This window comes from Halarchaeum sp. P4, from assembly GCF_051195175.1.
Taxonomy (GTDB): domain Archaea; phylum Halobacteriota; class Halobacteria; order Halobacteriales; family Halobacteriaceae; genus Halarchaeum.
In genome coordinates this window covers 248,861-273,914 of the sequence record NZ_JBNTKC010000002.1, presented here as the reverse complement: position 1 = coordinate 273,914, position 25,054 = coordinate 248,861, and the positions used below count along the sequence as shown (strand labels likewise).

At 68.1% G+C, this 25,054-nt stretch carries 29 protein-coding genes and 2 tRNA genes; 9 read left to right on the top strand and 22 right to left on the bottom strand.

From position 1 onward, the window contains the following. Window positions 1-34: 34 nt before the first annotated feature. The 8 genes from ACQUS8_RS09550 to ACQUS8_RS09515 form a co-directional block, all read right to left on the bottom strand. A complete protein-coding gene (locus tag ACQUS8_RS09550; protein ID WP_435100130.1) occupies window positions 35-1,510 on the bottom strand; it encodes a Coenzyme F420 hydrogenase/dehydrogenase, beta subunit C-terminal domain in 1,476 nt (491 codons plus the stop codon). Beyond that, window positions 1,503-3,194: a nitrite/sulfite reductase gene (locus ACQUS8_RS09545; RefSeq protein WP_435101026.1), complete on the bottom strand. Its 1,692-nt coding sequence runs from the start codon at window positions 3,192-3,194 to the stop codon at window positions 1,503-1,505. The genes ACQUS8_RS09550 and ACQUS8_RS09545 overlap by 8 nt, the downstream gene beginning before the upstream one ends. A gap of 216 nt (window positions 3,195-3,410) precedes the next feature. Further along, entirely contained in the window at window positions 3,411-4,517 is a 1,107-nt protein-coding gene (gene cofG / locus ACQUS8_RS09540; RefSeq protein ID WP_435100127.1) for a 7,8-didemethyl-8-hydroxy-5-deazariboflavin synthase subunit CofG, read from the bottom strand. A gap of 63 nt (window positions 4,518-4,580) precedes the next feature. Continuing rightward, a complete protein-coding gene (locus ACQUS8_RS09535; RefSeq protein ID WP_435100124.1) occupies window positions 4,581-4,994 on the bottom strand; it encodes a hypothetical protein in 414 nt (137 codons plus the stop codon). A gap of 25 nt (window positions 4,995-5,019) precedes the next feature. Further along, window positions 5,020-5,625 carry a 2-phospho-L-lactate guanylyltransferase gene (gene cofC / locus ACQUS8_RS09530; protein ID WP_435100121.1) on the bottom strand — a complete coding sequence of 202 codons (606 nt, stop codon included), beginning with the start codon at window positions 5,623-5,625 and terminating at the stop codon, window positions 5,020-5,022. 363 nt (window positions 5,626-5,988) lie between these two features. Then, on the bottom strand, window positions 5,989-6,771 hold the full coding sequence (locus ACQUS8_RS09525; protein WP_435100119.1) for a hypothetical protein: 783 nt from the start codon (window positions 6,769-6,771) through the stop codon (window positions 5,989-5,991). Then, complete coding sequence (locus ACQUS8_RS09520; protein ID WP_435100116.1) at window positions 6,749-7,933, bottom strand: tubulin/FtsZ family protein; 1,185 nt, start codon at window positions 7,931-7,933, stop codon at window positions 6,749-6,751. The genes ACQUS8_RS09525 and ACQUS8_RS09520 overlap by 23 nt, the downstream gene beginning before the upstream one ends. A gap of 157 nt (window positions 7,934-8,090) precedes the next feature. Next, a complete protein-coding gene (locus ACQUS8_RS09515; protein WP_435100113.1) occupies window positions 8,091-8,981 on the bottom strand; it encodes a complex I NDUFA9 subunit family protein in 891 nt (296 codons plus the stop codon). An 82-nt stretch (window positions 8,982-9,063) separates the two neighbouring features. Here ACQUS8_RS09515 and tmk point away from each other — a divergent pair, with 82 nt between their 5' ends. Then, window positions 9,064-9,654 carry a dTMP kinase gene (gene tmk / locus ACQUS8_RS09510; protein WP_435100110.1) on the top strand — a complete coding sequence of 197 codons (591 nt, stop codon included), beginning with the start codon at window positions 9,064-9,066 and terminating at the stop codon, window positions 9,652-9,654. Between the two features lie 5 nt (window positions 9,655-9,659). On the opposite strand, the gene ACQUS8_RS09505 is transcribed toward tmk, so the two are convergent. Continuing rightward, entirely contained in the window at window positions 9,660-9,893 is a 234-nt protein-coding gene (locus tag ACQUS8_RS09505) for an Lrp/AsnC ligand binding domain-containing protein (RefSeq protein ID WP_435100108.1), read from the bottom strand. 111 nt (window positions 9,894-10,004) lie between these two features. Between ACQUS8_RS09505 and ACQUS8_RS09500 the strand changes: the two genes are divergently transcribed. Together ACQUS8_RS09500 and ACQUS8_RS09495 are read left to right on the top strand one after the other, a co-directional pair. After that, window positions 10,005-10,679 (top strand): potassium channel family protein, encoded by a 675-nt coding sequence (locus ACQUS8_RS09500; protein ID WP_435100105.1) that lies wholly within the window; start codon window positions 10,005-10,007, stop codon window positions 10,677-10,679. After that, window positions 10,679-10,912 carry an Lrp/AsnC ligand binding domain-containing protein gene (locus ACQUS8_RS09495; protein WP_435100102.1) on the top strand — a complete coding sequence of 78 codons (234 nt, stop codon included), beginning with the start codon at window positions 10,679-10,681 and terminating at the stop codon, window positions 10,910-10,912. Before ACQUS8_RS09500 ends, ACQUS8_RS09495 begins: the two co-directional genes overlap by 1 nt. Here the strand turns inward: ACQUS8_RS09495 and ACQUS8_RS09490 are convergent. Then, on the bottom strand, window positions 10,909-11,391 hold the full coding sequence (locus tag ACQUS8_RS09490) for a DUF5813 family protein (RefSeq protein ID WP_435100099.1): 483 nt from the start codon (window positions 11,389-11,391) through the stop codon (window positions 10,909-10,911). The two genes, ACQUS8_RS09495 and ACQUS8_RS09490, sit on opposite strands and share 4 nt — an antisense overlap. Window positions 11,392-11,561: 170 nt before the next feature. Here ACQUS8_RS09490 and ACQUS8_RS09485 point away from each other — a divergent pair, with 170 nt between their 5' ends. Together ACQUS8_RS09485 and crcB are read left to right on the top strand one after the other, a co-directional pair. After that, a complete protein-coding gene (locus ACQUS8_RS09485; protein WP_435100096.1) occupies window positions 11,562-11,963 on the top strand; it encodes a fluoride efflux transporter FluC in 402 nt (133 codons plus the stop codon). Then, window positions 11,960-12,322: a fluoride efflux transporter CrcB gene (gene crcB, locus ACQUS8_RS09480; protein ID WP_435100093.1), complete on the top strand. Its 363-nt coding sequence runs from the start codon at window positions 11,960-11,962 to the stop codon at window positions 12,320-12,322. Before ACQUS8_RS09485 ends, crcB begins: the two co-directional genes overlap by 4 nt. A 1-nt stretch (window position 12,323) precedes the next feature. On the opposite strand, the gene ACQUS8_RS09475 is transcribed toward crcB, so the two are convergent. The 5 genes from ACQUS8_RS09475 to ACQUS8_RS09455 form a co-directional block, all read right to left on the bottom strand. Further along, on the bottom strand, window positions 12,324-12,761 hold the full coding sequence (locus tag ACQUS8_RS09475; protein ID WP_435100090.1) for a universal stress protein: 438 nt from the start codon (window positions 12,759-12,761) through the stop codon (window positions 12,324-12,326). A 103-nt stretch (window positions 12,762-12,864) separates the two neighbouring features. Beyond that, window positions 12,865-12,947: transfer RNA gene (locus ACQUS8_RS09470), tRNA-Leu, on the bottom strand. Window positions 12,948-12,988: 41 nt separating this feature from the next. After that, the gene (locus tag ACQUS8_RS09465) at window positions 12,989-13,336 is read right to left on the bottom strand and encodes a ferredoxin (RefSeq protein ID WP_435100087.1); all 348 of its coding nucleotides are present in this window, start codon (window positions 13,334-13,336) and stop codon (window positions 12,989-12,991) included. Between the two features lie 43 nt (window positions 13,337-13,379). Then, window positions 13,380-13,931 (bottom strand): peptidylprolyl isomerase, encoded by a 552-nt coding sequence (locus tag ACQUS8_RS09460; RefSeq protein WP_435100084.1) that lies wholly within the window; start codon window positions 13,929-13,931, stop codon window positions 13,380-13,382. A gap of 81 nt (window positions 13,932-14,012) precedes the next feature. Continuing rightward, window positions 14,013-15,077, bottom strand: a complete 1,065-nt coding sequence (locus tag ACQUS8_RS09455; RefSeq protein WP_435100081.1) for an anthranilate phosphoribosyltransferase — start codon at window positions 15,075-15,077, stop codon at window positions 14,013-14,015. A 94-nt stretch (window positions 15,078-15,171) separates the two neighbouring features. Between ACQUS8_RS09455 and ahbB the strand changes: the two genes are divergently transcribed. Continuing rightward, complete coding sequence (gene ahbB / locus ACQUS8_RS09450) at window positions 15,172-16,209, top strand: siroheme decarboxylase subunit beta (protein WP_435100078.1); 1,038 nt, start codon at window positions 15,172-15,174, stop codon at window positions 16,207-16,209. Between the two features lies 1 nt (window position 16,210). On the opposite strand, the gene ACQUS8_RS09445 is transcribed toward ahbB, so the two are convergent. The 3 genes from ACQUS8_RS09445 to ACQUS8_RS09435 form a co-directional block, all read right to left on the bottom strand. Continuing rightward, entirely contained in the window at window positions 16,211-16,405 is a 195-nt protein-coding gene (locus tag ACQUS8_RS09445; RefSeq protein WP_435100075.1) for a hypothetical protein, read from the bottom strand. A gap of 1,270 nt (window positions 16,406-17,675) precedes the next feature. Further along, a tRNA-Ile gene (locus ACQUS8_RS09440) sits at window positions 17,676-17,749 on the bottom strand. 69 nt (window positions 17,750-17,818) lie between these two features. Next, window positions 17,819-18,400 carry an FxsA family protein gene (locus ACQUS8_RS09435; protein ID WP_435100072.1) on the bottom strand — a complete coding sequence of 194 codons (582 nt, stop codon included), beginning with the start codon at window positions 18,398-18,400 and terminating at the stop codon, window positions 17,819-17,821. A 133-nt stretch (window positions 18,401-18,533) separates the two neighbouring features. On the opposite strand from ACQUS8_RS09435, the gene ACQUS8_RS09430 reads away from it, so the two are divergent. Beyond that, window positions 18,534-20,156, top strand: a complete 1,623-nt coding sequence (locus tag ACQUS8_RS09430) for a DUF255 domain-containing protein (RefSeq protein ID WP_435100069.1) — start codon at window positions 18,534-18,536, stop codon at window positions 20,154-20,156. Window positions 20,157-20,234: 78 nt separating this feature from the next. Next, complete coding sequence (locus tag ACQUS8_RS09425; RefSeq protein WP_435100066.1) at window positions 20,235-21,041, top strand: TrmB family transcriptional regulator; 807 nt, start codon at window positions 20,235-20,237, stop codon at window positions 21,039-21,041. Here the strand turns inward: ACQUS8_RS09425 and mptA are convergent. After that, a complete protein-coding gene (gene mptA, locus ACQUS8_RS09420; protein ID WP_435100063.1) occupies window positions 21,038-21,973 on the bottom strand; it encodes a GTP cyclohydrolase MptA in 936 nt (311 codons plus the stop codon). The two genes, ACQUS8_RS09425 and mptA, sit on opposite strands and share 4 nt — an antisense overlap. A 40-nt stretch (window positions 21,974-22,013) precedes the next feature. After that, the gene (locus tag ACQUS8_RS09415) at window positions 22,014-22,841 is read right to left on the bottom strand and encodes an NAD(+)/NADH kinase (RefSeq protein ID WP_435100060.1); all 828 of its coding nucleotides are present in this window, start codon (window positions 22,839-22,841) and stop codon (window positions 22,014-22,016) included. A 120-nt stretch (window positions 22,842-22,961) separates the two neighbouring features. Between ACQUS8_RS09415 and ACQUS8_RS09410 the strand changes: the two genes are divergently transcribed. After that, complete coding sequence (locus ACQUS8_RS09410; RefSeq protein WP_435100057.1) at window positions 22,962-23,852, top strand: KaiC domain-containing protein; 891 nt, start codon at window positions 22,962-22,964, stop codon at window positions 23,850-23,852. A 341-nt stretch (window positions 23,853-24,193) separates the two neighbouring features. Here ACQUS8_RS09410 and ACQUS8_RS09405 read toward each other — a convergent pair whose 3' ends face one another. Together ACQUS8_RS09405 and ACQUS8_RS09400 are read right to left on the bottom strand one after the other, a co-directional pair. Beyond that, window positions 24,194-24,481, bottom strand: a complete 288-nt coding sequence (locus ACQUS8_RS09405) for a hypothetical protein (protein WP_435100054.1) — start codon at window positions 24,479-24,481, stop codon at window positions 24,194-24,196. Window positions 24,482-24,592: 111 nt separating this feature from the next. Next, window positions 24,593-25,018 carry a universal stress protein gene (locus tag ACQUS8_RS09400; RefSeq protein WP_435100051.1) on the bottom strand — a complete coding sequence of 142 codons (426 nt, stop codon included), beginning with the start codon at window positions 25,016-25,018 and terminating at the stop codon, window positions 24,593-24,595. Window positions 25,019-25,054: the final 36 nt, after the last annotated feature.

Sequence of the window (25,054 nt, the reverse complement as noted above, 5' to 3'; positions counted from 1 at the left end):
GCGAAGAGAGAAGCCGAGACGGTGTGAGTCCGAGTTAGTGGCCGCGGTCGTGCGGGGCGACCTGCGTGCCGTAGTACTCGGCGTGGTCGGTGTAGTCGATGAAGCGCGGGGCGTCCGGGTCGAACGGCCGCTCGAGGGACTCGAAGGCCTTCTTCTTGTCCCAGCCCTGCAGCTTCCCGACCGCCTTCCGGGAGTCGAGGTCGCGGTGTTCGAGGTGCGGCTCGGTGGCCTCCCACGCCTCCATACCCTTCTCGGTGCGGACGATGACGGAGGAGAAGCCGTCCGCGGAGCCGACGGAGCCGACGGTGATGTCGGAGGTCATGCCGGTGAAGTCCGCACACTCGTCACAGCCCTTGAGGGTCGCGTCGTGGAACTTGTTGACGTCCTCGGCGATGATCTGCTCGCCGTCCTTTCCGTAGACGCGCATCTCGCCCTCGATAACGTCCATCTTCCCGATGTCCTCGGGGTAGATGTCGCGCTTCTCGGCGAGCTGCTCGCCGATGAGGCGCTCGTAGTTGAAGTTCTTCGTACACATCAGGGAGATGCGGTAGTCGACGGCCTCGACGAGCTCGGTCTGTGCGCCCTTCGACCAGTCGAAGTCCTCCAGGGCGCGGATGCCCTCGATCTCACAGGGCGTGCCGACAAGCGCAAGGCTGAGGTCCTCGGCGTCCTTCTCGGGGAGCTTGTGCTCCCACTGGCCGAGGTCGAGGTTGCCCAGCGCCATCGTCTGGTTGTAGAACGAGCCGGCGTTCTCGACGAGGTCCTCGTGGGAGGTCGCGAGGAAGGACTCGGCCTTCCACGGGTCCTCCTCGGACTCGGTGGCGACGAGCGCGCCGTCGATTTCGCCCTCCTCGAGGAGCGTCGAGAGCATCGCGGTGACGACGCCGCCGTCCTGGGCCTCCTCGTGCCAGTCGTCCCGAACCTTCGCGGTGAACTCCGTGATGGGGTCGCCGGCACCGGAGACGTTGTCCTCGCCGCCGGTAATCTTCCACTGGCGCTCGTAGCGCAGGCCGCCGCGGGGACAGAAGTCCCAACACATCGAACAGCCCGTACACATCTTGACGAGTTCAGGCTTCCCGTCGTCGCCGACGCCGATGGAGTCGGACGGGCAGGCGGCGACACACGTCCCGCACTGGATACAGCGGTCGGCGTCGATGACCGCCTCGTCGAGTTCCATGAACCACGTCTTGTCGTCGGGCGTGTCGATGTCGTTCATCTCCGAGCGAATCGAGTAGCTCGGGGTGTCGAGGTCGACGCCCTCGGGGACGCCGACACGCTTGTCGGGCTCCGCGCCCGGCGAGTCGACGTCCTGACTCTTGCCCTCGCTCGGCGGCGTGAAGTCGACGTCGCCGAGCTGGCCGTTCTCGTCGACGTTCACGGCACCAGCGCCGTCAGCGCGGACCTCCTTGCTGGGGCCGGCGTCCGTCGAGCACCCACAGTCGTCGCCGCAGGACTCGGACTCCTCGGTCGAGCGACCCGTGTTCGGGACGCCCGGGGTGCGCTTAGTCACCGTGCGCCACCCCCTTGGAGACGGGACCGTCGGCACGCTGCATCAGCGTGCGCAGGCGGTCGTTGTCGACGCGGCGCGTCCACTCGTAGAAGCGCTCGCCCTCGTCGCGCTCGGTCGTGTACGCGGCGAAGAGTTCCTCGAGCGCGTCGGTGACGCTCCCGGCGGGGACGGCGGTCTCCACCCAGTCGAGGAAGGCGTTGTCGGCGCCGAGGCTCCCGCCGAGCCCGAAGTCCATGCCCTCGACGATGTCGTCGTCCTCGTTGTTTGCCGTCTCGACTTTGACGGTCTCGCCGCGGAAGCCCACGTCCGCAATCTGGGGCTGTGCGCAGGAGGCCGAACACCCGGACATGTGCATGCGGACGACGTCGAGGTCGTCGGGCGTGTCGATCTGCTCGTCGAGCTGGCGCGCCCACTGCTTCGTGCGGGCCTTCGTCTCGATGATGGCGTACTTGCAGTACTCGGTGCCCGTACAGGCGACGGCGCCGCGGGAGAACGGGCCGGGGTCGGGCTGGTAGTCCTGCGCGAACTCCTCGTTCACGAGGTCCTCGACGTTCTCCTCGGGGACGTGCGTGATGAGGAAGTTCTGGTCGGTGGCGAGGCGGACCGTGGAGTCCTCGGTGCCGTACTTCTTCGCGGCCCGCGCGGCCTGCATGAACTCGTCGCCGCCGATGCGGCCGGAGACGACGTTGAAGCCGACGTACTTCAGGCCGTCCTCCTTCTGGTCGTGGACGCCGACGTGGTCGCCGGTGTATCCCTCGGTGAGGCCGGTGCCGGCGTTCGGGAGGTCGACGTCACAGCGGTCCCGAACGGCTTCCTCGAACTTCTCGGGCCCCATCTGCTCGACGAGGTAGCGCATCCGGCAGACGCCGCGGTTGTGTCGGTCGCCGAGCTCCTTGAACGTCTGCGCGATGGCGCGACAGAACTCGACCGCGTCCTCGGGACGGACGAAGACGTCGAGTTCGGAGGCCATCCGCGGGCCGTCCGAGAGGCCGCCGCCGACGCGGGCGTGGAAGCCGTAGACGACGCCCTCCTCGACCTGCTTCTTCGCGGGGACAAGGCCGACGTCGTTGATCTGGGACTGCGCGCAGTCGTGCTTGCAGCCCGTGATGGTCATCTTGAACTTCCGCGGGAGGTTCGCGTACTCGCGGTTGTTCGTGAAGTACTCACTGACGGCGTCGATGACCGGCTGGGCGTCGAAGCACTCGTGGTCGTCGAGGCCGGCGGCCGGGCAACCGAGGACGTTGCGCGCGGAGTCACCACACCCCTGAATCGTGGTGAGGCCGACCTCGTCGTACTTGTCCCAGATTTCGGGGATGTCCTCGACGCGGATCCAGTGCATCTGGATGTCCTGGCGCGTCGTGATGTCCATGTAGGCGTCGCCCCAGAACTCGTCGTTGACCTCCTCGTACTCCTCGTCGGGCTGGACCGCGTACTCGTCGGCGACTTCGCCGATGACTTCGGCCTGCTCGGGGGTGAGGTGGCCGCCCGGGACCTTCGTCCGCAGCATGAAGTAGCCCTCCTGCTTCTGCGTGTACGTCCCGGCCCACTTGAGGCGCTCCCACTCGCCCCCGCCGGCACGTTCCTCGATGTCGTCGAAGCCGAGTTCCTCCTCAGCGTACTCGCGGAGGTCCTCGACGACGTCGAGGGGGTGCTTCTCCTGTTTCCACTGCTCGGTCGTGTTCAGACTCACTAGGTGGGTACTACACGCGCGCGACCCTCTTTCTGCGTATGTATGCAAGGAGTGCCACGTCTCCCGGATAGAGACGGTACTCGCCGTCGAACGTGACGCCGGGGATACGCGTACGACCCCACCACCCGCATCAGTGGGGTCGGTGGCGGACGAACCTGCCTTGCCCTCGGGTCGTAGGACGGGGCAATACTTGCACCATCCTGTGACGACTCAGTCTGCGGCTCGACTCGCCCCCGAGCGGACCGCCCGATAGCGTTCGCCCGCCTCGTCGTCCGCCTCGAGCGCCGACCGCACGCGCTCGGACGTCCAGCGCTCCGCGTCGAGGAAGCGCTCGTAGGTCGGGAGGCGCTCGCGCAGCGGGACGCCCGCGTGCTCGGCGACCTCCTTCAACTCGCGCAGCGCCGGCCACGCGTAGTCCGGGTTCACGTGGTCGTCCGTCACGGGCGAGACGCCCCCCAAATCGTCGACACCGCAGTCCACAACCTCGCGGGCATCGAAGAGGTTTGGCGGCACCTGCACCGACACCTCCTCGGGGAGGACGTCGCGCGCCATCGCGACCACCCGGCGCATCGTCGCGAGCGACGGCGACCCCTCGTGCCAGCGCTCGTTGTCCGAGACCGGCTGGACGATGACCTCCTGGACGTGGCCGTATTGCTCGTGGAGGTCGCGAATCGCCAGCAAGCTCTCCGCCCGGTCGCGCCACGTCTCGCCGATACCCACCAGAATCCCGGTGGTGAACGGCACGTCGAGCTTCCCGGCGTTCGCGATGGTGTTCAGCCGCTGGCCCGGCACTTTCGAGCGCGGCCCGCCGTGGGCCTGCACCTCGGCGGTCGTCTCCAACATCACGCCCATCGAGGCGTTCACGTCCGCGACCTCCGCCATCTCCTCGTAGGTCTGGTCGCCCGGGTTGCTGTGGGGCAACAAGCCCTCCTCGAGGGCGATTTCGCAGGCCTCCCGGAGGTAGGAGTGAATCGAGTCGTGGCCCAACTCGGCGAGTTCGGCGTGAATCTCCGTATACCGGTCGTCCGGGTCGTCGCCGAACGTGAACAGCGCCTCAGTGCAGCCGGCGTCCGCGCCGCGCCGGCACGTCTCGCGAATCTCTTCGGGCGTCATCAGCGACGCCTGCCCGGGCGGGTCGTAGTACGTGCAGTAGGTGCAGGTGTAGCGACACGCCGTCGTCAGCGGCAGGAAGACGTTGCGCGCGAACGAGAGCTCGTCAGCGGCCTCCACGTCCGACGGGCGGACCGCCAGCGCACGCTCGACGTCGCGCTCGGCGACGCGCACGTCGACACCGTACTCCTCGACTCCCGGGAACACGCCCCCCGCTACTTCGTCTGTGCCGTTAAGGGTTGCTACCGTGACAGTGTACGCCCCGTCGGGCTACGCGTCCCGGTAGAACTCCCAGTTGCGCACGACGAACGAACCGTAGCCAACGACGACGCCGACGATGACGACGAGGATGAACGTCCCGAGTATCGCGTTCAGGTAGACGCCCGCAGCAGCCAGCGCCCCACCCGCGACGAACGCTGCGGCGGCCGCGAGCAGGACTTCCCCGAGGAGACGCGCCCGGCCGCGCTCCCGAAGCGCGTCCGTGTCGACGCCCCGGCCGAGCGGCGTGTAGGCGTCCGCGAGCGGGAGCGTTATCGTCACCGCGACAGCCGCCGACACCGGGCTCGCGACGGACTGTGGCGCGTCCAGCGCAAGCAGCGCGACGTCGACGACTGTGCCGACGACGCCCGCGACGAAAACGAGGGCGACGAGCGAGACGAGCGCGCGGAGGAAGCGCGAGTTCATCGTCGGAGCGTCACCCGCCACCCTCTTACTCATTCCGGGAGACGGCCGTCCGGCCGCTCGTCCGATCCAGCCGCACGCCGGCCGCGCGGAGCCACGCCCGCGTCTCCCCTTCGCCGCGCACGAGGACGTCCGCGAGGTCCGCGCGCTCGTCCACGTCGAGCGCGAGGCGCGTCGCGTCGAACTCGCGAACGGAGAGACCGGCGTCGTGGGCGACACGCAGGTGGTCGAGGTAGGACGCGCCGTGATAATCGACGGCGAACTCCGCGTCGCGGACGACGAGCGCGTTCGTCCCGCCGCCGAGGCCGGGCGCGAGCACGACGTCCCCGCTCGCCGCGAAGAACCGCGAGAGCGTCCGGGGTGTCGCGAGTGCGAGGTCCGCCATCACCACCGCCGTTCCTGCCGCCAAGCGGGCGTTCACCGCCTCGCTCAGCGGCCGGTCGTCCACCTCGACGGGCGCGCTCGCGTCCGTCGCCGCCGTCGCGACGACGAGCGGGTCGCCGCCTGCCGCCCGTACTGCCGACAGGACGTCCTCCAGCATTACCGCCGCGAGGTCGCGGCGCTCGTCCGGCGAGAAGAGTCCCGCGAGGCGAGTCTTCGGGTTCGTGGTGTCGAACGGCACGAGCGTCCGCATCGCCACCGGCTAGCACGAGGAGCGTGGAAAGCCGTGCGGTTCGCCCGCCGGGCCCCACCTCTCCCCCCCGACTCCACTGGGGGCTATACTGATAGCCCCCTCAATCGACCATGGGGTATAATCATAGTCGAAGTCGCTTTGTGCTATCCCCCTGTAGATAGAGATGCGTTGAAGACCTCTGGGGGGAGGTACTCAACGTCATTGGAACCATTACCTCTCTCGCCTACCCGGCGAGATTTTCCAGACGACGAGTCATCAACGAGCGACGGCTCCGTTCGTGCCGTCCGAGGCGTACTCTCGAGAAAACGTGTGTGAAACCGTGCGTGGCGCGTCCGTCGCGCCGAACGGTGCGAAAGGGCCGCCTCAGCCGAGGCGGTCGTAGCTGTCGCGCTGGTTCAGGTACCACCAGACGACGCCGCCGATGACGACGAGGGCGACGACGACGCCCGCGCCGACGAAGAGCCACCGTTGGGTCTTCGCGGAGGACGCCGCGGACTGCGCGTCCTTCTCGACCTGGCTCGCGATGGAGACCGCGTTCTGGAAGTTACCCGCGTTGTACGCCGAGATGGCGTTCTGCAGCCGGGCCTCTTCCTCACTGACGTCCGCACCGGCACCTTGGGCGTTCTCGATGGCGCGCTGTGCGGCCTCGATGGCGTTACGCGCCTGCTGGCTGTCCTCGGTGTACGGCCGCGTCATCCGCGGCTGACCGATGACCGCCGAGGAACCGCCCTGCTGGGCCTGCATGAATTTCGCGAACGTGATCTGCTGGGGCGGGTCGAAGCTGTACTCGGAGACCTGCGGCACCGTCCCCTCGACGCGGACGGTCACCTTGTTCACGTCCTCGCTCGCCTGAATCTGCTGCTCGAAGCTCTGACCCGTCGGCGAGCGCTGGGCGATTTTCGCGCCCGTCTGGTCGTAGAGTGTCACCGTCCACGTCACCTGCGTGAGCTCCGTACTCCCCTGCAGCGTCCAGGTGTCGTACTGCTCGTAGAGGTTCGTGAACGTGTACGTCGCGGTCTGCTGGCTCCCGACCTGCGCGGACGGCGGGGTATTGCCGTCCACCGAGACGGCCCCGACCGGGACCGCGAGGGCGGAGAGGACGAGCAGCGCCGCGAGCGCGAGTTTAGAACAGCGGCTCAAGTTCATCGTCGTCGTCTTCGACGAGCTCCTGTAAGTTCTGTTCGCTCTCCCCGCGGATGTCGTCGATGTTGTCCTGAGCCTCGATGGCGATCTGCTGGAGTTCCTTGATGCGGGGAACGTCCGTCACACCGCTGAGGAGGACGACGGCCGCGACCTTGTCGGAGTCCTCGACGGGGTAGTCGCCGCCCCGAACCTCCATCGAGCCGGTCTGCTCTTCGAGCCACTTCCGGCCGCGCTCGATGCCTTTCCGGTTCAGGAATGCGGAGGGGCCGGCGGTGACGAGGAGGGCGCGCTCGGCGCCGTTCTCGATCTTGCAGGGAAGCGTGAGCCGCCCGAGTGCGGCCTTCCGGACGAGCGACGTGATGCGGTTCGTCGTGTTCGCCGAGTCGAGGTCGTTCTCGCTGCCCCCGCCCGTGAACCGGGAGAGGAGGCCACCGCTCTCCTTCTCCTCCTCGACGCTCTCCGCGGCGTAGCCGACGGTGGAGATGCCGCCGCCCGCGAGCGTGTTGATGATTTCGGAGGAGTCGACGACGCTCTCGGCGACTTCGCCGCCCTGCTCGACTTCGCCGGCGCCGAAGAGGATACCGAAGCGGGTGACGATTTCGTCGTTGATCTGCTGGTAGCCGCCCTGCATCGACTCGCCGCTCTTGCGCCACGCGTCGTTGTCGAAGACGAGGAGGTTGTCCACCTCGCGGACGAACGTGCGGAAGGAGCGCGCGGCGTTCAGCGTGTAGATGCCGCCCTCGTCGCCGGCCGGCAGGACGCCGAGGCCGTAGACGGGTTCGGTGTAGATACGCTTGATGTGGCGCGCCATCACGGGCGATCCGCCGGAGCCGGTGCCGCCACCGAGCCCCGAGATGATGAGGAAGGCGTCGACTTCGTGAACGGGGATGCTGTCGATTGCGCCCTGTATCTCGTCGATGTCCTCCTCGGCGATCTCCGCACCGAGTTCGTTGTCCGCGCCGACTCCGTGGCCCTTCACCCGCGACTGGCCGATGAGGACCCGGTTCTCCTGGGGGACGTGCTCCAGTCCCATCAGGTCCGCCTTCGCCGTGTTGACTGCGACGGACGCCCGGACGATGTTGCTCCCGGTCCGCTCGTCGTACTCCAGGAACCTGTCGAGAATCTTCCCCCCGGCCTGCCCGAAGCCGATCATTGCGAGTTTCATGAGGTGCCAGTTAGTGAAAACAGTGCAATGAGAGGGATAAGTGTTGTTATGACGGCTGTCGGACGGGGACCCCTATTTGACGATTTCGGGTGTTTCGACGCTCGTAACCCGTGTGACTACATCCGAACGTTCGGCCAAATATCACCTGTTTATATACTCACTTCTGGCGCTCGCGGAGGTAGGTCGTGAAGCGCTTCAGGTCCGCCGGGTCGCGCCCGAACGCCGCGACGTCGTTCTCCGCGACGGTGTTGTCGAAGCGCAGCGAGCGATACTGGTCGGAGCCGAACGGGATTACCGGCACGTTGTCGGCGAGCGACATCCCGAGTTTCGCGAGGGGCATCGGTATCGAGAGGACGGTCAGCGACTTCCCCTCCGCGCGGTAGATTTCCTTTGCGACGTCCGCGAGCGTCAACACCTCGGGGCCGCCGACTTCGTACGTCTCGCCGTCGTGCTCCTTCTTCAGGGAGTCCGCGATGAGTCCCACGAGGTCGCCGACCCAGATGGGTTGGAAGCGCGTCTCCCCGCCGCCGGGCAGGCCCGTGACGTGCGGCGTCGTCAGCGTCTTCGTGAACGAGACGAACTCGCCGCCCTCGCCGAACACCACGGACGGGCGCAGAATCGTCCACGCCACCTCGGAGTCCCGGACGACCTCCTCGGCCCGTCCCTTCGCCTGGATGTAGGCCGTCTCGCCGTCGGGGTCCGCGCCGAGCGCCGACAACTGAACGAGCTTGCGGACGTCGTGTTTCTCGGCGGCGCGCACGACGTTTTCGGTGCCCTGCAGGTGGACCTCGAAGTGGCGCTTCGCCCCGCCCTTCGGCTTGAACAGCGGCGAGAGCGCGACGAGATTTATCACGGCGTCCTGCCCCTCGAAGGAACCCTCGATGGAGTCGTAGGCCGTCACGTCGCCCGTCACCGCCTTGACGCCGTCGGGGACGCCGTCCGCGTCCGGCGTCCGGGCGAGCGCCGTCACGTCGTGGCCCCGCTCGACGAGTTCGCGACAGAGGTGCGTGCCGATGAATCCCGTGCCGCCGGTGACGAGAACCTTCATGCGTTCGGTTTCGCCCGGGAACGCCCTAAAGGTGGTCCCCGGCTTTCGGTGCCGATAAACCGCCACGTCGGGAAGGACGGGTATGCTCGTCACGCTCGAAGGTATCGACGGGAGCGGCAAGACCACCGTCTGGGAGGCGCTCCGCGACACCCGCGACGACGGCTACGCGTTCACCCGCGAACCCACGGACTCGTGGTACGGGGAGGCCGTCCTCCGCTCCGTCCGCGACGACGAGGCCGACCCGGTCGCGGAGGCGTTCCTCTACACCGCCGACCACGCCGCTCACCTCTCCCGGCTCGTGCGACCCGCCCTCGAGCGCGGCGACGTCGTCGTCTCCGACCGCTACTCCGACTCGCGCTACGCCTATCAGGGCGTCGCGCTCGACGGCCTGGTTCCCCGGCCGATGGAGTACCTGCGTGGCATCCACAAGCCCTGGACCCGGAAGCCCGACCTGACGCTCTACTTCGACGTCGACCCGCAGACCGCCGCCGAGCGCGCTGGCGCGACGAACAAGTTCGAGCAGGTCGAGTTTCTCTCGGCGGTGCGCGCGAACTACGAGACGCTCATTGAGCACGACCCCGAGCGCTTCGTCCGCATCGACGCCACCCAGTCCCCGGAGGCCGTCCTCGAGCGCGTCGAGACGGTCTTCGCCGAGCGCGTCGATTCAGTCTGAGCCGGCTACGCGGACATCGAGATGTACGTCTTCGTGTCGACGACGTTCTCGAGCGCCTGAATCCCCGAGGAGGACGCGCCGAGGACGTCCTGTACCTCCCCGGCGTCTACTTCCGCGATGACGTCCCACTCGCCGGCGACGACGTGCGCGTCGACGACGGCGTCCATCGCCAGTATCTCCTCCAGGACCGCCTCGGAGGACCCGGCCTCCGTCTTCGCCATGACGAACGCGTAGACCATACTGCGTGGTTCGCTACCACCCGGCAAAAACCCTTGGCCCGCGATGCCACACCACTACTGGTGTGCTACCCCACCTCACAATTTATCACAGGGGCCGGCGAAACCCATACTATGCGAATCGTCATCATCGGCGCTGGACGCGTCGGGTCCCGAACCGCCCGCGTCGTCCAGAACGAGGGGCACGACGTCGTCCTCATCGAGAACGACGCCGACAAGGCCAGCCGCGCACGAAACGAGGGATTCGAAGTCGTCCACGGCGACGGCGCGAGCGAGGACGTCCTCCAGTCCGCGGCCCTCGACGACGCCGAGGCCGTCGGCGCGCTCACCGGCGACCTGAACGTCAACTTCGCCGCCTGCATGGTCGCCAAGGCCCACGGCTGTCGGACCGTCCTCCGAATCGACGAGGACTACCGGGAGAACATCTACCGGAAGTACGCCGACGAAGTCGACGAAATCGTCTACCCAGAGCGTCTCGGCGCCATCGGCGCGAAGAACGCCCTCCTCGGCGGGAACGTCACCGCCATCGCCGACCTCGCTGAGAACCTCCAAGTGGTCCAGTTCACCGTCACCGAGGACGCCCCGATGAAGGGCTACACCGTCGGCGAACTCGAACTCCCCTCGCGGGCGCGCGTCCTCGCCTTCGGGAAGAAGAACGAGCCGCTCGGCCTCCCGCTCCCCGACGACACCCTCGAAGTCGGCGACCGCATCGGCGTCCTCAGCGAGTTCGACGCCCTCGAGGACGTCAGGCAGATTCTCGTCGGCGACGGCGAAGGAGGTGCGCGCTGATGACCGTCGTCGCCTACATCATGGTGAAGGCCAACAGCGGCGAGGCCGATCGGCTCCTCGGCGAAATTCGGGAGGTAGACGGCGTCGTCGACGCGCACATCGTCGCCGGCGACGTCGACTTCGTCGTCAAAGTCGACGTGGAGTCGCCCGGCGACGTGAAGGAAGTCGCCGCGAACGCGATTCAGCGCATCCGCGGCATCGAGGACACCGAGACCTACATCGCGATGGATTAAATCTGGTCCGCGCTCGCGCCCGACTGGCCGCGGCCCGCCGCGCGGTCGCGCAGGTCCTGTACGTCCGGCCGGTAGTCGTAGCCCGGGATGATGCCCTCGAACCACGTCCCCTCGACGTAGTTCACCACCGCGAGCGCGTCCTCGGCGGCGTTCCCCTCGCGCGCGTCGATAGCCGTCTCGACGACGACGTCGCCGTCGTGTCGCTCCACCGTCGGCGACTCCGCCTCCGGGGCGCGTGTGACGTTCGTCGCGTCCTCAATCCGGAGTTCCAGCGTCTCGAACCACCCCTCCTCGACGACGTCCGCGACCTCCTCCTGCTCGGTCACGGCCGCTGACAGCGTCGGTACGCGCACCGTCACGTAGACCGTGCCGTCCTCGACGGTGACCGTCGCGTCCCAGTCGTTCGCCGTCGGCACGTAGACGCCGTCCTCGGCTTCGAACTTCCCGCTCGCCTCGAACTCGCGCTCGATATCGCTCATACTCCTTCGAACGCCGGCGACGGAAATGGGCGTTGCGCTCGGCGTACCGCGACGCTCCGCGTTCCGGTGCCGGTAAGTGCGCGCCCGACGCACCGCCGAATGACTCGGGTGCAGGCGTCCGCCCGGCCCGTAGTATCGGCCGAGGACGCCCGCCGGCGCCATCCCTCACCATGTCCACGCACGCACTCACGTCGGGGCCACTCCGCTCGCGCCTCGAAGTCGCCGTCCTCGTCGCCGTCGGCGGCGTCGCCGGCGCGAACTGTCGCTACCTCGCGGGTCTCCTCGCTCCCGGCCTCGCGGGGACGCTCCTCGCGAACGTCCTCGGCGCGTTCCTGCTCGGCTTCGTCGTCTACGAGACGATATACCGAGGGTCGCTCTCCACCGAGGCCCGCCTCCTCGTCTCCACGGGCTTTCTCTCCTCGTTCACGACCTACAGCACGTTCGCCGTCGACAGCGCGACTGCGACACTCCCGCTGCTCGTCGTGAACGTCGTCGCGACGTACGCGCTCGGCTTCGCCGCCGTCCTCGCCGGTCGGACGCTCGCACGCCGCGTTACGAGGTGGTCGGCGTGAGCGCGGGCGTCGCAACCGCCACGCTCGTCGGCCTCGGGGGCGCGCTCGGCGCGCTCGCCCGCACCGCCGTCGGCGAGTCCGTGGACGCCGCGGCGTTCCCGCTGAGCACCTTCGTCGTGAACGTCGCCGGGAGCTTCCTCCTCGCGCTCCTCACCTTCGCCGGTGTCGAGGGCGACGCCGCGCTCCTCCTCGGTACGGGCGTCTGCGGGGCGTTCACCACGTTCTCCTCGTTCGCCGTCGAGACCGTACAACTCTGGGAGGACGGCGACCCCGTCCGCGCCGCCCTCAACGCTGCCGGGAACCTCGTCGGCGCCGGCGTCGCCATCGGCGTCGCGTGGCTGGTCGTTCGGCTACTCTGAGTCAGTCCTCCTCCTCGGCGCGCACCACGAGTACCGGGACCGACGACTGCCGAACGACGCGCTCCGTCACGCTCCCGAGGAGGAAGCGGTCGATGCCGCTCCGGCCGTGCGTCGCCATCACCACGGCGTCGCAGTCGCCGTCCCGCGTGCGCTCCAGAATCACCTCGTGGGGCGTGCCGTCCTCGATAATCGTCTCGGCGGATACGCCCGCCTCCTCGGCGCGTTCCGCCACTGTCTCGACGGCGCGCTTGCCCTCCTGCTCGAGCTCGCTCCGCAACGCCGTCCACTTCGCCTCCGGGAGCGAGCGGTAGTCGCGCGTGTCGATGACGTAGAGCGCGACCACCGTCGCGTCGTTCAGTTCCGCGAGGCCGATCGCTTCCTCGATTGCGCGCTCGCTCTCCGGACTCCCGTCCGTCGGGACCAGAATTCGGTCGTACATGTGCCGGCCTTCGACGGCCTCCCACAATAACGTGGTCGCCGAACCCGGGGAATGCGACGGGACACAGGAAGAACTGTCGGCGTTTCAACTCACTCCACAGAAGTGCGAGAGATGGGATTCGAACCCATGAACCCCTACGGGAGCGGGTCTTAAGCCCGCCGCTTTTGGCCGCTCAGCCACTCTCGCAGCGGGTTATTGTCCACTCGGCCGCAAACCGTTTTCGGTGTCTACCAGTCGACCGAGAGGGTGCCGTCGCCGTGCGGGTCGGGCGCGACCTCCTCGTTCGTACGGCGGTCGACGACGTGGATGACGCCCGGGCCCTTCTTCGCGGGGCAGGCCTCGGCGGCGGCGACGTTGTCCGCGAGGGCGTCCTCGCCGAAGAAGTAGGTCTTGGGCTTGCCCATCCCGGAGGTGAGGTCCATCTCCCAGTTGTCGGAGACGGCGGCGCACTTCCCGGCGCCGAAGCACTTGTTCGCCTCGAAGATGATCTTGTACGGCGCCTCCTCGACCGGTGGCGCGTTCGCCTCGCCGATGGTGGAGGGGTCGACGGGGTCGTCGTCGTCCGAGTCGCTCATACTCGTTCGTCGGGGCTCCGGGCGCTTCAGGCGTTCGGTCCGTCTAGACGCCGAGGCCGGAGTAGTCGAGATCGCGGGTGTCGCCGTGGAGCTTCACGGACTCCAGCGTGACGTCCTTCATCGGCTGGTCGTTGCGGTCGGTCGGGACGCTCCCGATGTCCTCGACGACGTCCATTCCGTCGATGACCTGCCCGAAGACCGCGTGCTGGTCGTCGAGGTGGGGCTGAGCGTCGAGCGTGATGAAGAACTGCGAGCCGTTCGTGTTCGGCCCGGAGTTCGCCATCGAGACGGTGCCGGCGTCGTCGTGCCGGAGGTCCTCGTGGAACTCGTCGTCGAACGTGTAGCCGGGGCCGCCACGGCCCGTGCCGGTGCGGTCGCCGGTCTGAATCATGAAGTCCGCGATGACGCGGTGGAACGGGACGTCTTCGTAGTAGGGCTCGTTCTCGACGACGTCGCCGGTCTCCGGGTCCTCCCACGTGATCTTGCCGTTGGAGAGGCCCGCGAAGTTCGCGACGGTCGTCGGCACCTTCTCCGGGTAGAGCTCGATTTCGATGTCGCCCTCGCTCGTGTGCAGCGTGGCGGTCAGGTCGCTCATACCCGGTAATGGACGCAAGAACGGAAAACGGCACCGGTGCCTCACGGCCGAGAGCGCTCGTTCGGTCGCGCCTTGACGGCGTTACGCTTCGAACGCCTGCAGGTCGGCGAGCGTCTCCGCGGCCGCGCCCGTCTCGATGGCGTCGCGCGCGACCGCCAGCCCCTCCTCGAGGTCGGCGACGTCCTCGGCGGCGTAGAGGCGCAGCGCGGCGTTGAGGGCGACGGCGTCCGCGAAGGCGTCGTCGCGCTCGCCGGCGAGCACCTCCTCCGTGAGTCGGGCGGAGTCCCCGGCGACGTCCTCGACCTGCAGGTCCTCGTTCTCGATGTCCATGCCGTACTCCGCGGTCTCGATGGTGAAGTCGTCGAGCTCCGCGCCCTCCTCCCACTCCGCGACCGTCGTGGAGCCGGGCCGGACGTCGTCGTAGCCCTCCATCCCCTGGAACATCAGGACGCGCGAGACGTCCGCTTCCTCGCTCGCGCGGACGGTGTCCACGACCTTCTTCGCGAACGCGAGGTGGTAGAAGCTCCCGAGGTGGACGTCGGCGTCGGCGGGGTTCGCGAGCGTCTCCACGGTGTTCACGAACGTCCGCACGCCCATCTCGTCGCGGCGGTCGAGGAGGTCGTGGACGCCCGCGTTGAAGTTCGGCTGGTAGTAGAAGCCGAAGCCGACGGCGTCCGTCATGCGCGCTGACGCCGCGGGCGTGAGGTCCGTCTCGACGCCGAGCTCGTCGAGGACGTGCTTGTACGCGACGCCGTTCGCGGAGGGGACGCGGTCGCCCGAATGGACGACGACCGGCGTGCCCGCGCTCGCGGCGACGACGCCCGCCGCCACACCCAGGAGCGCCGATCGACTCTTCCCGTCGTAGTTCGCGCCACAGTCGACGGGGTCGCAGTCGGGCGCGGCGCGCGTCACGGAGTCGCGGTCCATCACGTCGAGGAACGCACCGAGCTCGTCGGGATTGTTCTTCTTCCATCGGTTCGCCAGCCAGAACGCACCCAGCGTCGTGGGGTCGGGTTCGCCGGCGAGGATGCGCTCGAAGGCCTCCGTCGCCTGCGCGGGCGTCATGTCCTCAGCGGACTTCGGTCCGGAGCCGACGACTTCGCTCATCAACCGCTTCAGCGGCCACTCACCGTCGGTATCGCTCATGGTCGTGCGTTCGCGTGCGTGCGCCGTAAACTCTCCCATACGCGGCGCGCACCGAACCGATACACGGTAGTGCGACGCTCGCCAAGACACGGGCATGTCCGCGCTCGAGGAGGACTGGCGCGACGGCCTCGACGACGTCGACGCACGTCTCGTCGACGGCTACCAGAGCGGCTTTCCGCTTGTCGAACGGCCCTTCCGCGCCGTCGCCGACGACCTCGGGACGACCGAACGCGACGCGCACGAGCGGGTCTCGCGTCTCCGCGACGCCGGGATTTTCCGTCGATTCGGCGCCGTCCTCAACCCGCCCGTCATCGGCTCCTCGACGCTCGCCGCCCTCCGCGTGCCCGAGTCGCGCTTCGAGGAGGTGGCGGACGTCGTCAACTCCTACCGGCAGGTGAACCACAACTACCGGCGCGACAACCCGTGGAACATGTGGTTCGTCGTCACCGCCGGCACCCGGGAGACCCGCGACCGCATCCTCGCCGACATCGAGGCGCGCACCGGCCTCGCGGTGCTCGACCTGCCGATGCTCACTGACTACTACATCGACCTCGAGTTCCCCGTCGTCAACACCGACCGCTTCGCCCGCGAGAGCGCGATGGAGACGGACGTCTCCGCGACCCGCGTCGCCGAGGACGCCCGCCGCGACCTGACGTCGCTCGAAGCTGACGTCCTCCTCGCCGTCCAGGACGGTCTCCCGCTCACCCGCACGCCCTACCGAGACGTCGCGGACGCCGTTGGTGCCGACGTCACCGACGTGCTCGCGACGCTCCGTGACCTCCTCGACTCGAACTGCATCAAGCGAATCGGCTGCGTCGTCAACCACCTCGTCACCGGGTTCGACGCGAACTGCATGGTCGTCTGGGACGTCCCCGACGACGAACTCGACGCGCGCGGCGTCGCGGCCGGCGAACTCCCCTACGTCACGCTCTGCTACCACCGGCCGCGACGGCCAGAGCAGGACTGGCCGTACAACCTCTTCACGATGGTCCACGGGCGCGACCCTGAGGCCGTCGACGCCAAAGTCGACGAACTCGCCGCCGAGACGCTCCCCTTCGAGCACGACCGACTCCCGTCCACCGAGACGCTCAAGCAGACCGGCGCGCGCTACGACGACCTGCTCACCCGGTGACTCACCCTGTGAGCTCGACGTGGCGGAGCCACCCGTACCAGACGAGGAACACCGCCGTCAGGTAGCCCCCGACGTACAGGGCGTCCGCGACGAGCGGGAAGCCGGCGCGATTCACGTAGTAGTGGGCCATCCCCGGGCCGAGGATGCCGACGACGAGCAGTACGGCGAGTGTGCGCCGCGAGAACGGTTCGCTCATTGGTGGTCTTTCGGGGTCGTTGGTGGTGTGTCGTTCGGTTCGTGAGCGACACGCGCCCCCTCGATTATTCCACACGCACCCGTGGGCGTGATAAAACAGGACAAACGGTGAGCCGAAACTGCATTAGGTGTCGGACAACTGTATCTGAGTGCCCACGGCTGGAGGCATGACCACCGGGTCTCCCCGACGGGAGACAACCCGGGTGGTCGAAAATCCGGCCACGAAGCCAACTCCGGGGGGAGTTGACTGATCGTCGGAACACTGGCTGCAGCCGGTGAACCGGAGGTCCTATCTCCGGTTCGACGTCACTATGGCGTCAGCGCAGTAAAGTACGTCCATCAACAGCGCGACCCGAGTAGCAACAGCGCCGTCGCGCCACGTCGTGCTCGCCGGCCCCTGTCCCGATGTTGGCAGCGGTGCGTCGTTTCACGGACCTCCAGCATGACCGCGACACGGGTGGTGTCCCTCGCCCGACACCTGCCTCGGGGTCGAAATAGTGCGTGTGACAGCCGGAACTGCATTCCGTGTCGAGTACCCGGATACGAGCGCCCTCGGTCGGGGGCGTGGCTACTGGGTCTCCCCGCCGGGAGACAACCCCGTAACCGAGAATCCGACCACGAAGCCAACGCTGGGGGAGTTGACAGGCCATCGGAATCACGGCCGACCGGACGAACCGGGGAACGGTCTCCGGTTTGACGGCTTCTGACCGAGCGGCTGTGTGACGGGAGCGACGGCTCCACGCCGAAAGTCACACCGCGACATCGTCTCCCTCGTACTCCGCGACCGTTCGAGAGTGAGAGCAGCAGGGGAAAACCGGGGTGAATCCGGGGATGCGTCGGTCGCAGGATACGGGCTGTCACTCATGGTCACGAGCGAACCCGGCGCGCTACGGCGCCGGTCACACTCGTCGACTGCGGTCCATCGAACCGGAGACCACCCCGGTTACTGGTGCGACCGATGGTTCCGATGACGTGGTAATTTTCGATTGGCGTTGCTGGAGGCCAGATTTCCGACCACCAGAGTTCCCATGCGAGGCATTCCGCTGACCGACGCCTTCAGCCGAAGGCAGCTAATTCTCAGCCCCCGGAACGTGATGACCTTTGTCCCGAACATAGTACCGTCACGTACCCGCCGATATCGTGTGTTGGGGGCCGCCCGCTCGCCTCTCAGGAATCGACGTCGGTCCTCCTCCTCGCGACCGACTCGTAACTGTAGGAACGATACGCGAGGAGAATATCGACGACGGCGGCGATGTCGTCAGGAAAGGGAGTGGGCCAGTGCGGATTTGAACCGCAAACCTCCACCTTATCAGAGTGGCGCTCTACCTAGTTGAGCTACTAGCCCGCCTGCACTCATTCGTTGCCGGGTGGTACGGTTAAGAGTTTCTTTTCGACCGAACTGCGACATTCGTTCTCACGTCCCGGAGCGCGTATCGTCGGAGTCGTCCTCGTCGAAGTGGACGTCGTAGGCGTCTTCGCCGAGGTCGACGGTGTCGCCGTCGCTGCTGCCCGACCCGCCGGGCCCGGGGCCGCCGCTGCCGGTCATAGACCCCATGCCACGGTCGCCCCCGTCGTCGCTCGGGAAGCCGAACGTGTAGACGTTCCCGGTGGCGAAGCCACCGGTCCACTCGTCCATCCGCGGGACGACGTAGTACTTCTTGACGACGCGGCGGATGACGTGGCGGGTCGGCGGGAAGACGAGCAGGAACCCGACGGCGTCGGTGACGAACCCGGGCGTGAGGAGGAACGCGCCGGCGGCGATAAGGAGGCCGCCGTCGACGAGTTCGTCCGTCGGCGGGTCGCCGCGGGCGAGCGAGCGCTGGATGCGTCGCAGGGTATGTCGCCCTTCGGCGCGCACCGCGAGCATCCCGAGGAGCCCGGTGAGCACGACGAGCGCGACGATGAGCCGCCAGTCGAGGAACGCGCTGGAGGCGACGAGCAACAGCGCGTCGAAGAGCGGGATGAGCAGGAGTCCCGCGATGAGGCGCTTGGCCATCTCGACTCGAACTAGGCCGGCGGCGGGTTATGGGCTTTTCGAGGCGTCGCGCGCCGCCACGCCGGCGTCACGTCGTGCGTTCGCGTGCCGCCGCCTCCGAAGCGCTTTCCCACCCGCCGCGACGAGACGGTGTATGGACGAATCCGCGGAACGGACGAAGGTCGAGTGGCGGCCGTGGGGCCGCGAGGCGTTCGCGGAAGCGGCGGACGCGGGGAAGCCGGTCCTGCTCTCGCTGGTCGCGTCGTGGTCGGCGCGCTGCCGGGAGATGGACGAGGCGGCGTTCTCCGAGCCGCGCAACGCGGCGAACGTCAACGAGGAGTTCGTGCCGGTGCGGGCGGACGCGGACCGCCACCCTCGCGTGCGCGAGCGTTACAACATGGGCGGCTTCCCGTCGACGGTGTTCCTGACGCCGGACGGCGAGCTCATCGCGGGCGCGACGTACCTCGAGACGGCGAGTTTCCGAGGCGTCCTCGACCGCGTGCGCGAGACGTGGGAGGAGAAGGGCACCGACGCCGGGCGCGTCCCGCGCGCGCTCCGCGGGCAGGAGCCGCCGGCGGGCGCGGTCACACACGAGATCGAGCAGCTCGTCGCCGGCCAGCTCGGCGAACAGTACGACGAGCGCTTCGGCGGGTGGGCGACGAACGAGAAGTTCCCGCTTCCCCGAACCGTCGAGTTCGCGCTGAAGCGCGAGCGCCAGCAGGCCCTCCGCACCCTCGAAGCAATCGACCGCAACCTCGCGGACGACTACGACGGGGGCTTCTACCGCTTCGCGCACGCCCGGGACTGGAGTGACCCGCAGCGCGAGAAACTGCTGGAGACGAACGCGGGCCTCCTGCGCGCGTTCGCGAACGCCTACCTCTACACGGGCCGGGACACCTACGGCGGCCCGGCGTCGAACGCCGTCGACTTCCTGACGTCGACGCTCTGGACGGGCGAGGCGTTCGGCGGGAGCCAACACCCCGGCGAGTACTTCCAGCGCCCGCCCTCCGAGCGCGACGAGGCGGACGAACCCGGCATCGACGAGACGGCGTACGCGGAGAAGAACGCGCGCGCCGCGGACGCCCTCCTCGTCCACGCGGCCTACACGGACGACGAGACGGCGATGCGGTACGCCGAGCGCACGCTCGACTACCTCGCCGAGACGCTCGTCGGCGAGGACGGCGCGGTGGCGCGCTACGACGACCCGGACGCGCCCGCAGGCCTCCTGACCGACCACGCGGCGGTCGCGCGCGCGTTCGCCCGGGGCGCGCAAATCGCCGACCCCGAGTACGTCGAGACGGCCATCGAGACGGCCGAGTACGCAATCGAGACCCTGCAGGAGGACGCGTTCCTCGACGGCCCCGTGGAGGACGTCGGCCTGCTCGAGAAACCCCTCCACCCCATCGACGACAACGCGACGATGGCGCACGCGCTCGTCGACCTCGCGGAACTCACCGAGGAGGACGCCTACCGGGAGGCGGCGCGGAACGCGGTCGGTGCGTTCGCGGGCGCGGCCGACCGGATGGGCGTGCAGGTCGCGGACTACGCCGCGGCCGCCTCGCGCGTCGTCGAGCGCCCGCTGACGATTCGCGTCGGCGACGACGTCGGCTCCGACCTCCACCGCGCGGCGCTCCGCGTTGCCGACCACGAGAAGGTCGTCGTCCCGCGGGCCGCGGGCGTCGAGGACGGCGCGGCGTTCGTCCTCGTGAACGGCGACCTGCACGGGCCCGCTGAGGACCCCGAGGTGCTCGCGTCCCTCGTCGCCGAGCACGCTTGAGACGGCCCGGCCGAGCCCAGGCACCCGCCTCTTCTAAACTCACGGTGGGTTTATCCGCGTACACGGGCAACACCACGTATGGCGGACCTCACGGACCTCGGCCTCTCGGACTACGAGTCGCGGGCCTACCGCTCGCTCCTCGACATCGGCCCTGCAACCGCGAAGGAGTTGTCGGAGACGAGCGGCGTGCCGATGGGCCGCATCTACGACGTGCTGGGCAGCATCGAGTCCCAGCATCTCGTGCGCTCGCAGGCGGCGAGTCGCCCGAAGAAGTACGTCGCCGTTGACCCGGAGACGGCGCTCGACCGCCTGCTGGACCAGCGAAAGCGCGAACTCCGCGAGGAAGCCGAGCAGTACGAGCAGGTCGTCGACACGCTCGTCCGGGACCTGGACGGGCCGCCGGAGCCCGCGGAGGGGTTCTGGACGGCCGAGGTCGGCGCCGAGGACACCCTCGACCTCCTCCTCGAACGCGTGGACGCCGCCGAGGACTCGCTCCACGTCGTCTCCGGATCGCTCTCGGGGACGTTCGATGTCCGGGCGGCCTCGACGCGCATCGCCGACCACCTCACCGACGCGCTCGAGCGCGGCGTCAACGTGACGGTGTTGCTCTCGCCGGACCTCGTCGCGTCACTCCCCGACGACGTCGTGGACGACCGGGTCGTCACGGAACTCGACGAGTACGATGGGTTCGAGTTGCGCGTCGGCGACGCCGTCTACGGCGACGTCACGCTCATTGACGACGCCGAAGTCTGCGTCGGCCTCCCGAACCCCATCGCGCCCGACGAGACGTTCGCGCTCGTCGACCTCACCGACCCGTCGTTCGCCGCGCAAATCCGGACCGAGTTCGAGCGCGGGTGGGCGGAGGCCGAGCGACTCCACGCCTAGTCTCGTACTTCCTCGCGCAGTTGGCCGAGTTCCGCGACGCGCTCGGCGTGGGCGTTGTGCTGGTGGATGGACTCGTCGTTCGACTGGCGCATCGTCACGACGGTGTCCGCCGGCAGGTCGTCGTAGGCTTCGACGACCTGCTCAGCCATCGAGCGCACGCAGTCCTCGACGAAGCGGGCGTTCGCGTGCGCCTCGTAGGTCATGTGGTCCTCGTCCGGCCGCTTCGCGAGGTTGTAGATGCGCGCGCTCATCGACTCCTTCGCGATGTCCGCGAGGTCCATCAGGTTCACACTGGGCGTCCCCTCGGTCTCGACGGTGAGCGTCGCGTGTCCGCGCTGGGAGTGGCCGGCTTGGGGCACCTCCTGAAGGAACGCCTTCACGGCGTCGGGGTCGACGCCGAGGTCGTCGAGTTTCTCCGCGGCGCGCGCGGACATCATCTGCTGGCTGCACGGACAGACCGTCATCCCGGTGACGCGCGCGCCGACTTCCTCGCGCGTCGCCTCGCCCTCGCGCGCCGTCGCGGACGCCACGATGTCGATGGTGCCCTGCGTCGGGCGCTCGGATTCGGGCGTCTCCTCGCGCGTCATGTAGGTGGCCTCCATCGAGACGATGGCCTGTGAGGTGTAGTCGTGTTTCGCGAGCAGGCGGTCGGCGGCCTCCCCGCAGACGTCCTCGACCTGATAGGCGGGCTCGTCGACGGCGGACTGGAGCGTCTCGTCGATGACCTCCATGTTCCGACTCATGTCGATGCCCTTGCGCTCGCGGGGCAGGTCGACGTACACCTCGAACTCCGCGGTCAACACGAGCGGTCGCTTCTCCTCGCGCTCCAGGGTGACGAGTTTCTCGACGCCCGTGACCCCGACGTGACTCAACCCGACCGAGACGTCCGGCGCTGAAGCCTGCACGTCCGGTAGCTGTCGGTCCTTCGCCATTGGACGCCCTTCGGAGAGCGGCCGGTTAGCGTTTGTCCTCTTATTCGAGCTTGTTCAGCGCCTGGAAGAAGTCGCTCTCCGGGCCGGCGACCCGCGCGGGCTCCTCCGCGCGGGTCAGCGTGATGATCTCGGGGATTTCGACGTGATAGCGGCTCGCGCCGTCCGAGGAGACGACGACTTCGTCCGCGCCGTCGACGCGCACCGTGATTTCGGCGTCCAGCGGCACCATCAGCGGCGGCATCGTGTCCGTCGCACACATGTCGTTCAGGACGAACCCCTGCACGCCAGGTTGGACGAGCGGGCCGCGCTCGCTCATGTTGTACGCCGTCGAGCCCGTCGGCGTCGCGACGAGGACGCCGTCCGCGTGCCCGGCCGTGTAGAGCGAGCCGTTCACGCGGACCTCCATCTCGATGCCCTGTCCGTGACCGCGCTCGGGGCCCTGCACGACGACCTCGTTCAGCGCCGGCGTCAGCGACCACTCCTGGCCGCCCTCCGCCTGCACGCGCGGGACTTCGCGGGCGCGGACCGCGCCCGTCTCGCGGAACCGTTCGAGTTCCTCGCGGACCGCCGCCACCGCGTCGTCCGGCGCGACGGCGTTCAGGAAGCCGACTTCGCCGAGGTTCACGCCGAGAATCGGCGTCGACTCCGCGCCACGGGCCGCGAAGAGGAACGTCCCGTCGCCGCCGATGCTCACCACGAGGTCGCACTGGTCGAACTCCTCGACCGGCGTCCCCGGTTCGTCGATGGCGTCCGCTGTCTCCGTGTCGTACCACACTTCGACGCCCTCCTCGGCGAGCATCTCCCCGACGTCCGCCCCGAGGTAGGCCGCACGGGCGTTCCCTCGCTGAGCGACGATACCGACGCGCATGTCCCGGACGACGACGCCCTCCCCCAAAAAGGCACACATCGTCGGGGGAACCTTCTTGCCGTCGGGAACTGTCAGTATCCACTATGACGCAGGGTCGTGTGACGACCGGGGGGTCGCACCGTGGCCGGTGACGACAGTGGCGACGACGAGTGGTTCGAGGACGCTTTCGACGGCGCGCCGGACGGCGACGAGGAATCTGACGCCGGTGATTTCGGCTTCGGCGGCGGGGAACCGGACCCCAGCGAGTTCGGCTTCGGCGACGTCGGGGGCGGTGGCAGCGCCGACGAGTTCGAAGAGGAGGAGTTCGAGTCCAACATCCCGCGCATCGAGTTCGGCGTCGAAGGCCTCGACAACATGGTGCAAGGGGGTATTCCGGAGCGCAGCCTCCTCGTCACCATCGGCGGCGCCGGCACTGGGAAGACGACGTTCGGCCTCCAGTTCCTCGAACAAGCCGTCCAGAACGGCGAGAAGGGCGTCTTCATCACCTTAGAGGAGTCCTACGAACGCATCGTCCAGAGCGCCGCCGAGAAGGGCTGGCCCTTCGAGGAGTACGTCGAGAACGACCAGCTCGCCATCGTCGACCTCGACCCCGTCGAGATGGCGAACTCCCTCTCGAGCATCCGCAGCGAACTCCCCCACCTCATCGAGGAGTTCGGCGCCGACCGCCTCGTCCTCGACTCCGTCTCCCTCCTGGAGATGATGTACGACGACCAGGCGGTCCGCCGTACCGAAATCTACGACTTCACGAAAGCGCTCAAGAACGCCGGCGTCACCACCCTCCTCACTAGCGAAGCCTCTGAGGGCAACCCCTTCGCCTCCCGGCACGGCATCATCGAGTACCTCACCGACGGCGTCGTCGTCCTCCGCTACGTCCGCCCCGAGGACTTCCGGGAGACCCGCCTCGCCGTCGAGATTCAGAAGATACGCGACGCCAACCACTCCCGCGAAACCAAGCCCTACGAGATTACGAGCAACGGCATCTCGGTCTACCGGCAGGCGAACATCTTCTAGACGACCTCTTGCCGGGAGCGCCCTCCGGGCGCTCTGGCAAAAGCTCTCCTCGTCCTTCCAGTCGCTCGTCGGCAGCGCGCGGAGCGCGCTGTGAATCGCGGCACTTCCGGGGTCTAACGACCCGCTCGTGCCCGGACGCTACTGCCGTGGTTCGTGTCGTTTCGCGTCGCTCGTCTCCTCCTCCACGCGTTCGAGGACGACGGCGTCAGCGAAGCGTCCGCGAGTTCGTCGGCGTTGCCGCTCTCGTCGTACTCCTCGACACCGTGGGTATCGCGTCGCGGACGAGCTTGTCGTACTCACGGGCCATACGTCGGGATTCGCTGTCGGCACCGTACGCGTACTCACTCGGCCGCGAGCCGCCGTCGGAACCAGACGGCGACGGCGAGACAGACGGCGACGTAAGGACCGACGGCGAGGAGCCAGCCCCGTGGTGCCGTCGGGAGGACGAGGAGCGCGACGCCCAGGAGGACAGTGGCGACGCCCACGAGTAGCACGGCGAGGCCGTCGGCGCGGGCGGCGCGTACTTCGACGCTGGCGCGTGCCGTCTCGCGGAGCCAGTAGCCGGCGACGGCACTGAGGACGCCGGAGGCGACCAGCACGACGGGCGCGAGCGCGTCGCCGGTGGCCATACAGTGGCTACTGACTGCCGGTCACGTGGACGATGCGAACGACAGCGTTGCGTGTACGGAAGGCACGTTTACCCTCCCACTCGACGCGCGTCGAGCGACGCGTGCGCGAGCTTAGCGGACGATGGTGACGGGGACGGGCGAGCGCCGGACGACGTTCTCGGCGACGCTCCCGAGGAGGATGCGGGAGACGCCGGAGCGGCCGTGGCTCCCCATGACGATGTGGTCGTAGTCGTTCTCGTCGGCGTAGTTGACGACGGTGCGGGAGGGACGTCCGACTTCGGTGACGGTGTCGAGGGCGACGTCGTACTCGTCCGCGAGGTCCTGCGCCTGCTCGAAGAGGCTCTCGGCTTCCGCTTCGGCCTGCTCGTACCACTCCTCGGAGTAGCCGGGGACGGTGGCCTGGGCAGTGTAGCCGGCCTCGATGGGGTCGATGACGTGGATGACGGTGATGTCGTCGCTCTGGAACTCCTCGAGGGCGTATTCGAGGGCGTCCGTGGACTGCTCCGAGCCGTCGATGGGTACGAGGATTCGCGTCATGTCCGGGGGTTCTGCCGGCTACAGGAAAAACGTGGG

Coding starts and splice junctions, on each gene's coding strand:
- ACQUS8_RS09535 (WP_435100124.1), bottom strand. CDS start 4,994: ATGAACTCGCGCTTCCTCCGCGCGCTCGTCTCGCTCGTCGCCCTCGTT.
- cofC (WP_435100121.1), bottom strand. CDS start 5,625: ATGCGGACGCTCGTGCCGTTCGACACCACGAACCCGAAGACTCGCCTC.
- ACQUS8_RS09525 (WP_435100119.1), bottom strand. CDS start 6,771: ATGAACTTGAGCCGCTGTTCTAAACTCGCGCTCGCGGCGCTGCTCGTC.
- ACQUS8_RS09520 (WP_435100116.1), bottom strand. CDS start 7,933: ATGAAACTCGCAATGATCGGCTTCGGGCAGGCCGGGGGGAAGATTCTC.
- ACQUS8_RS09515 (WP_435100113.1), bottom strand. CDS start 8,981: ATGAAGGTTCTCGTCACCGGCGGCACGGGATTCATCGGCACGCACCTC.
- tmk (WP_435100110.1), top strand. CDS start 9,064: ATGCTCGTCACGCTCGAAGGTATCGACGGGAGCGGCAAGACCACCGTC.
- ACQUS8_RS09505 (WP_435100108.1), bottom strand. CDS start 9,893: ATGGTCTACGCGTTCGTCATGGCGAAGACGGAGGCCGGGTCCTCCGAG.
- ACQUS8_RS09500 (WP_435100105.1), top strand. CDS start 10,005: ATGCGAATCGTCATCATCGGCGCTGGACGCGTCGGGTCCCGAACCGCC.
- ACQUS8_RS09495 (WP_435100102.1), top strand. CDS start 10,679: ATGACCGTCGTCGCCTACATCATGGTGAAGGCCAACAGCGGCGAGGCC.
- ACQUS8_RS09490 (WP_435100099.1), bottom strand. CDS start 11,391: ATGAGCGATATCGAGCGCGAGTTCGAGGCGAGCGGGAAGTTCGAAGCC.
- ACQUS8_RS09485 (WP_435100096.1), top strand. CDS start 11,562: ATGTCCACGCACGCACTCACGTCGGGGCCACTCCGCTCGCGCCTCGAA.
- ACQUS8_RS09475 (WP_435100090.1), bottom strand. CDS start 12,761: ATGTACGACCGAATTCTGGTCCCGACGGACGGGAGTCCGGAGAGCGAG.
- ACQUS8_RS09465 (WP_435100087.1), bottom strand. CDS start 13,336: ATGAGCGACTCGGACGACGACGACCCCGTCGACCCCTCCACCATCGGC.
- ACQUS8_RS09460 (WP_435100084.1), bottom strand. CDS start 13,931: ATGAGCGACCTGACCGCCACGCTGCACACGAGCGAGGGCGACATCGAA.
- ACQUS8_RS09455 (WP_435100081.1), bottom strand. CDS start 15,077: ATGAGCGATACCGACGGTGAGTGGCCGCTGAAGCGGTTGATGAGCGAA.
- ahbB (WP_435100078.1), top strand. CDS start 15,172: ATGTCCGCGCTCGAGGAGGACTGGCGCGACGGCCTCGACGACGTCGAC.
- ACQUS8_RS09445 (WP_435100075.1), bottom strand. CDS start 16,405: ATGAGCGAACCGTTCTCGCGGCGCACACTCGCCGTACTGCTCGTCGTC.
- ACQUS8_RS09435 (WP_435100072.1), bottom strand. CDS start 18,400: ATGGCCAAGCGCCTCATCGCGGGACTCCTGCTCATCCCGCTCTTCGAC.
- ACQUS8_RS09430 (WP_435100069.1), top strand. CDS start 18,534: ATGGACGAATCCGCGGAACGGACGAAGGTCGAGTGGCGGCCGTGGGGC.
- ACQUS8_RS09425 (WP_435100066.1), top strand. CDS start 20,235: ATGGCGGACCTCACGGACCTCGGCCTCTCGGACTACGAGTCGCGGGCC.
- mptA (WP_435100063.1), bottom strand. CDS start 21,973: ATGGCGAAGGACCGACAGCTACCGGACGTGCAGGCTTCAGCGCCGGAC.
- ACQUS8_RS09415 (WP_435100060.1), bottom strand. CDS start 22,841: ATGCGCGTCGGTATCGTCGCTCAGCGAGGGAACGCCCGTGCGGCCTAC.
- ACQUS8_RS09405 (WP_435100054.1), bottom strand. CDS start 24,481: ATGGCCACCGGCGACGCGCTCGCGCCCGTCGTGCTGGTCGCCTCCGGC.
- ACQUS8_RS09400 (WP_435100051.1), bottom strand. CDS start 25,018: ATGACGCGAATCCTCGTACCCATCGACGGCTCGGAGCAGTCCACGGAC.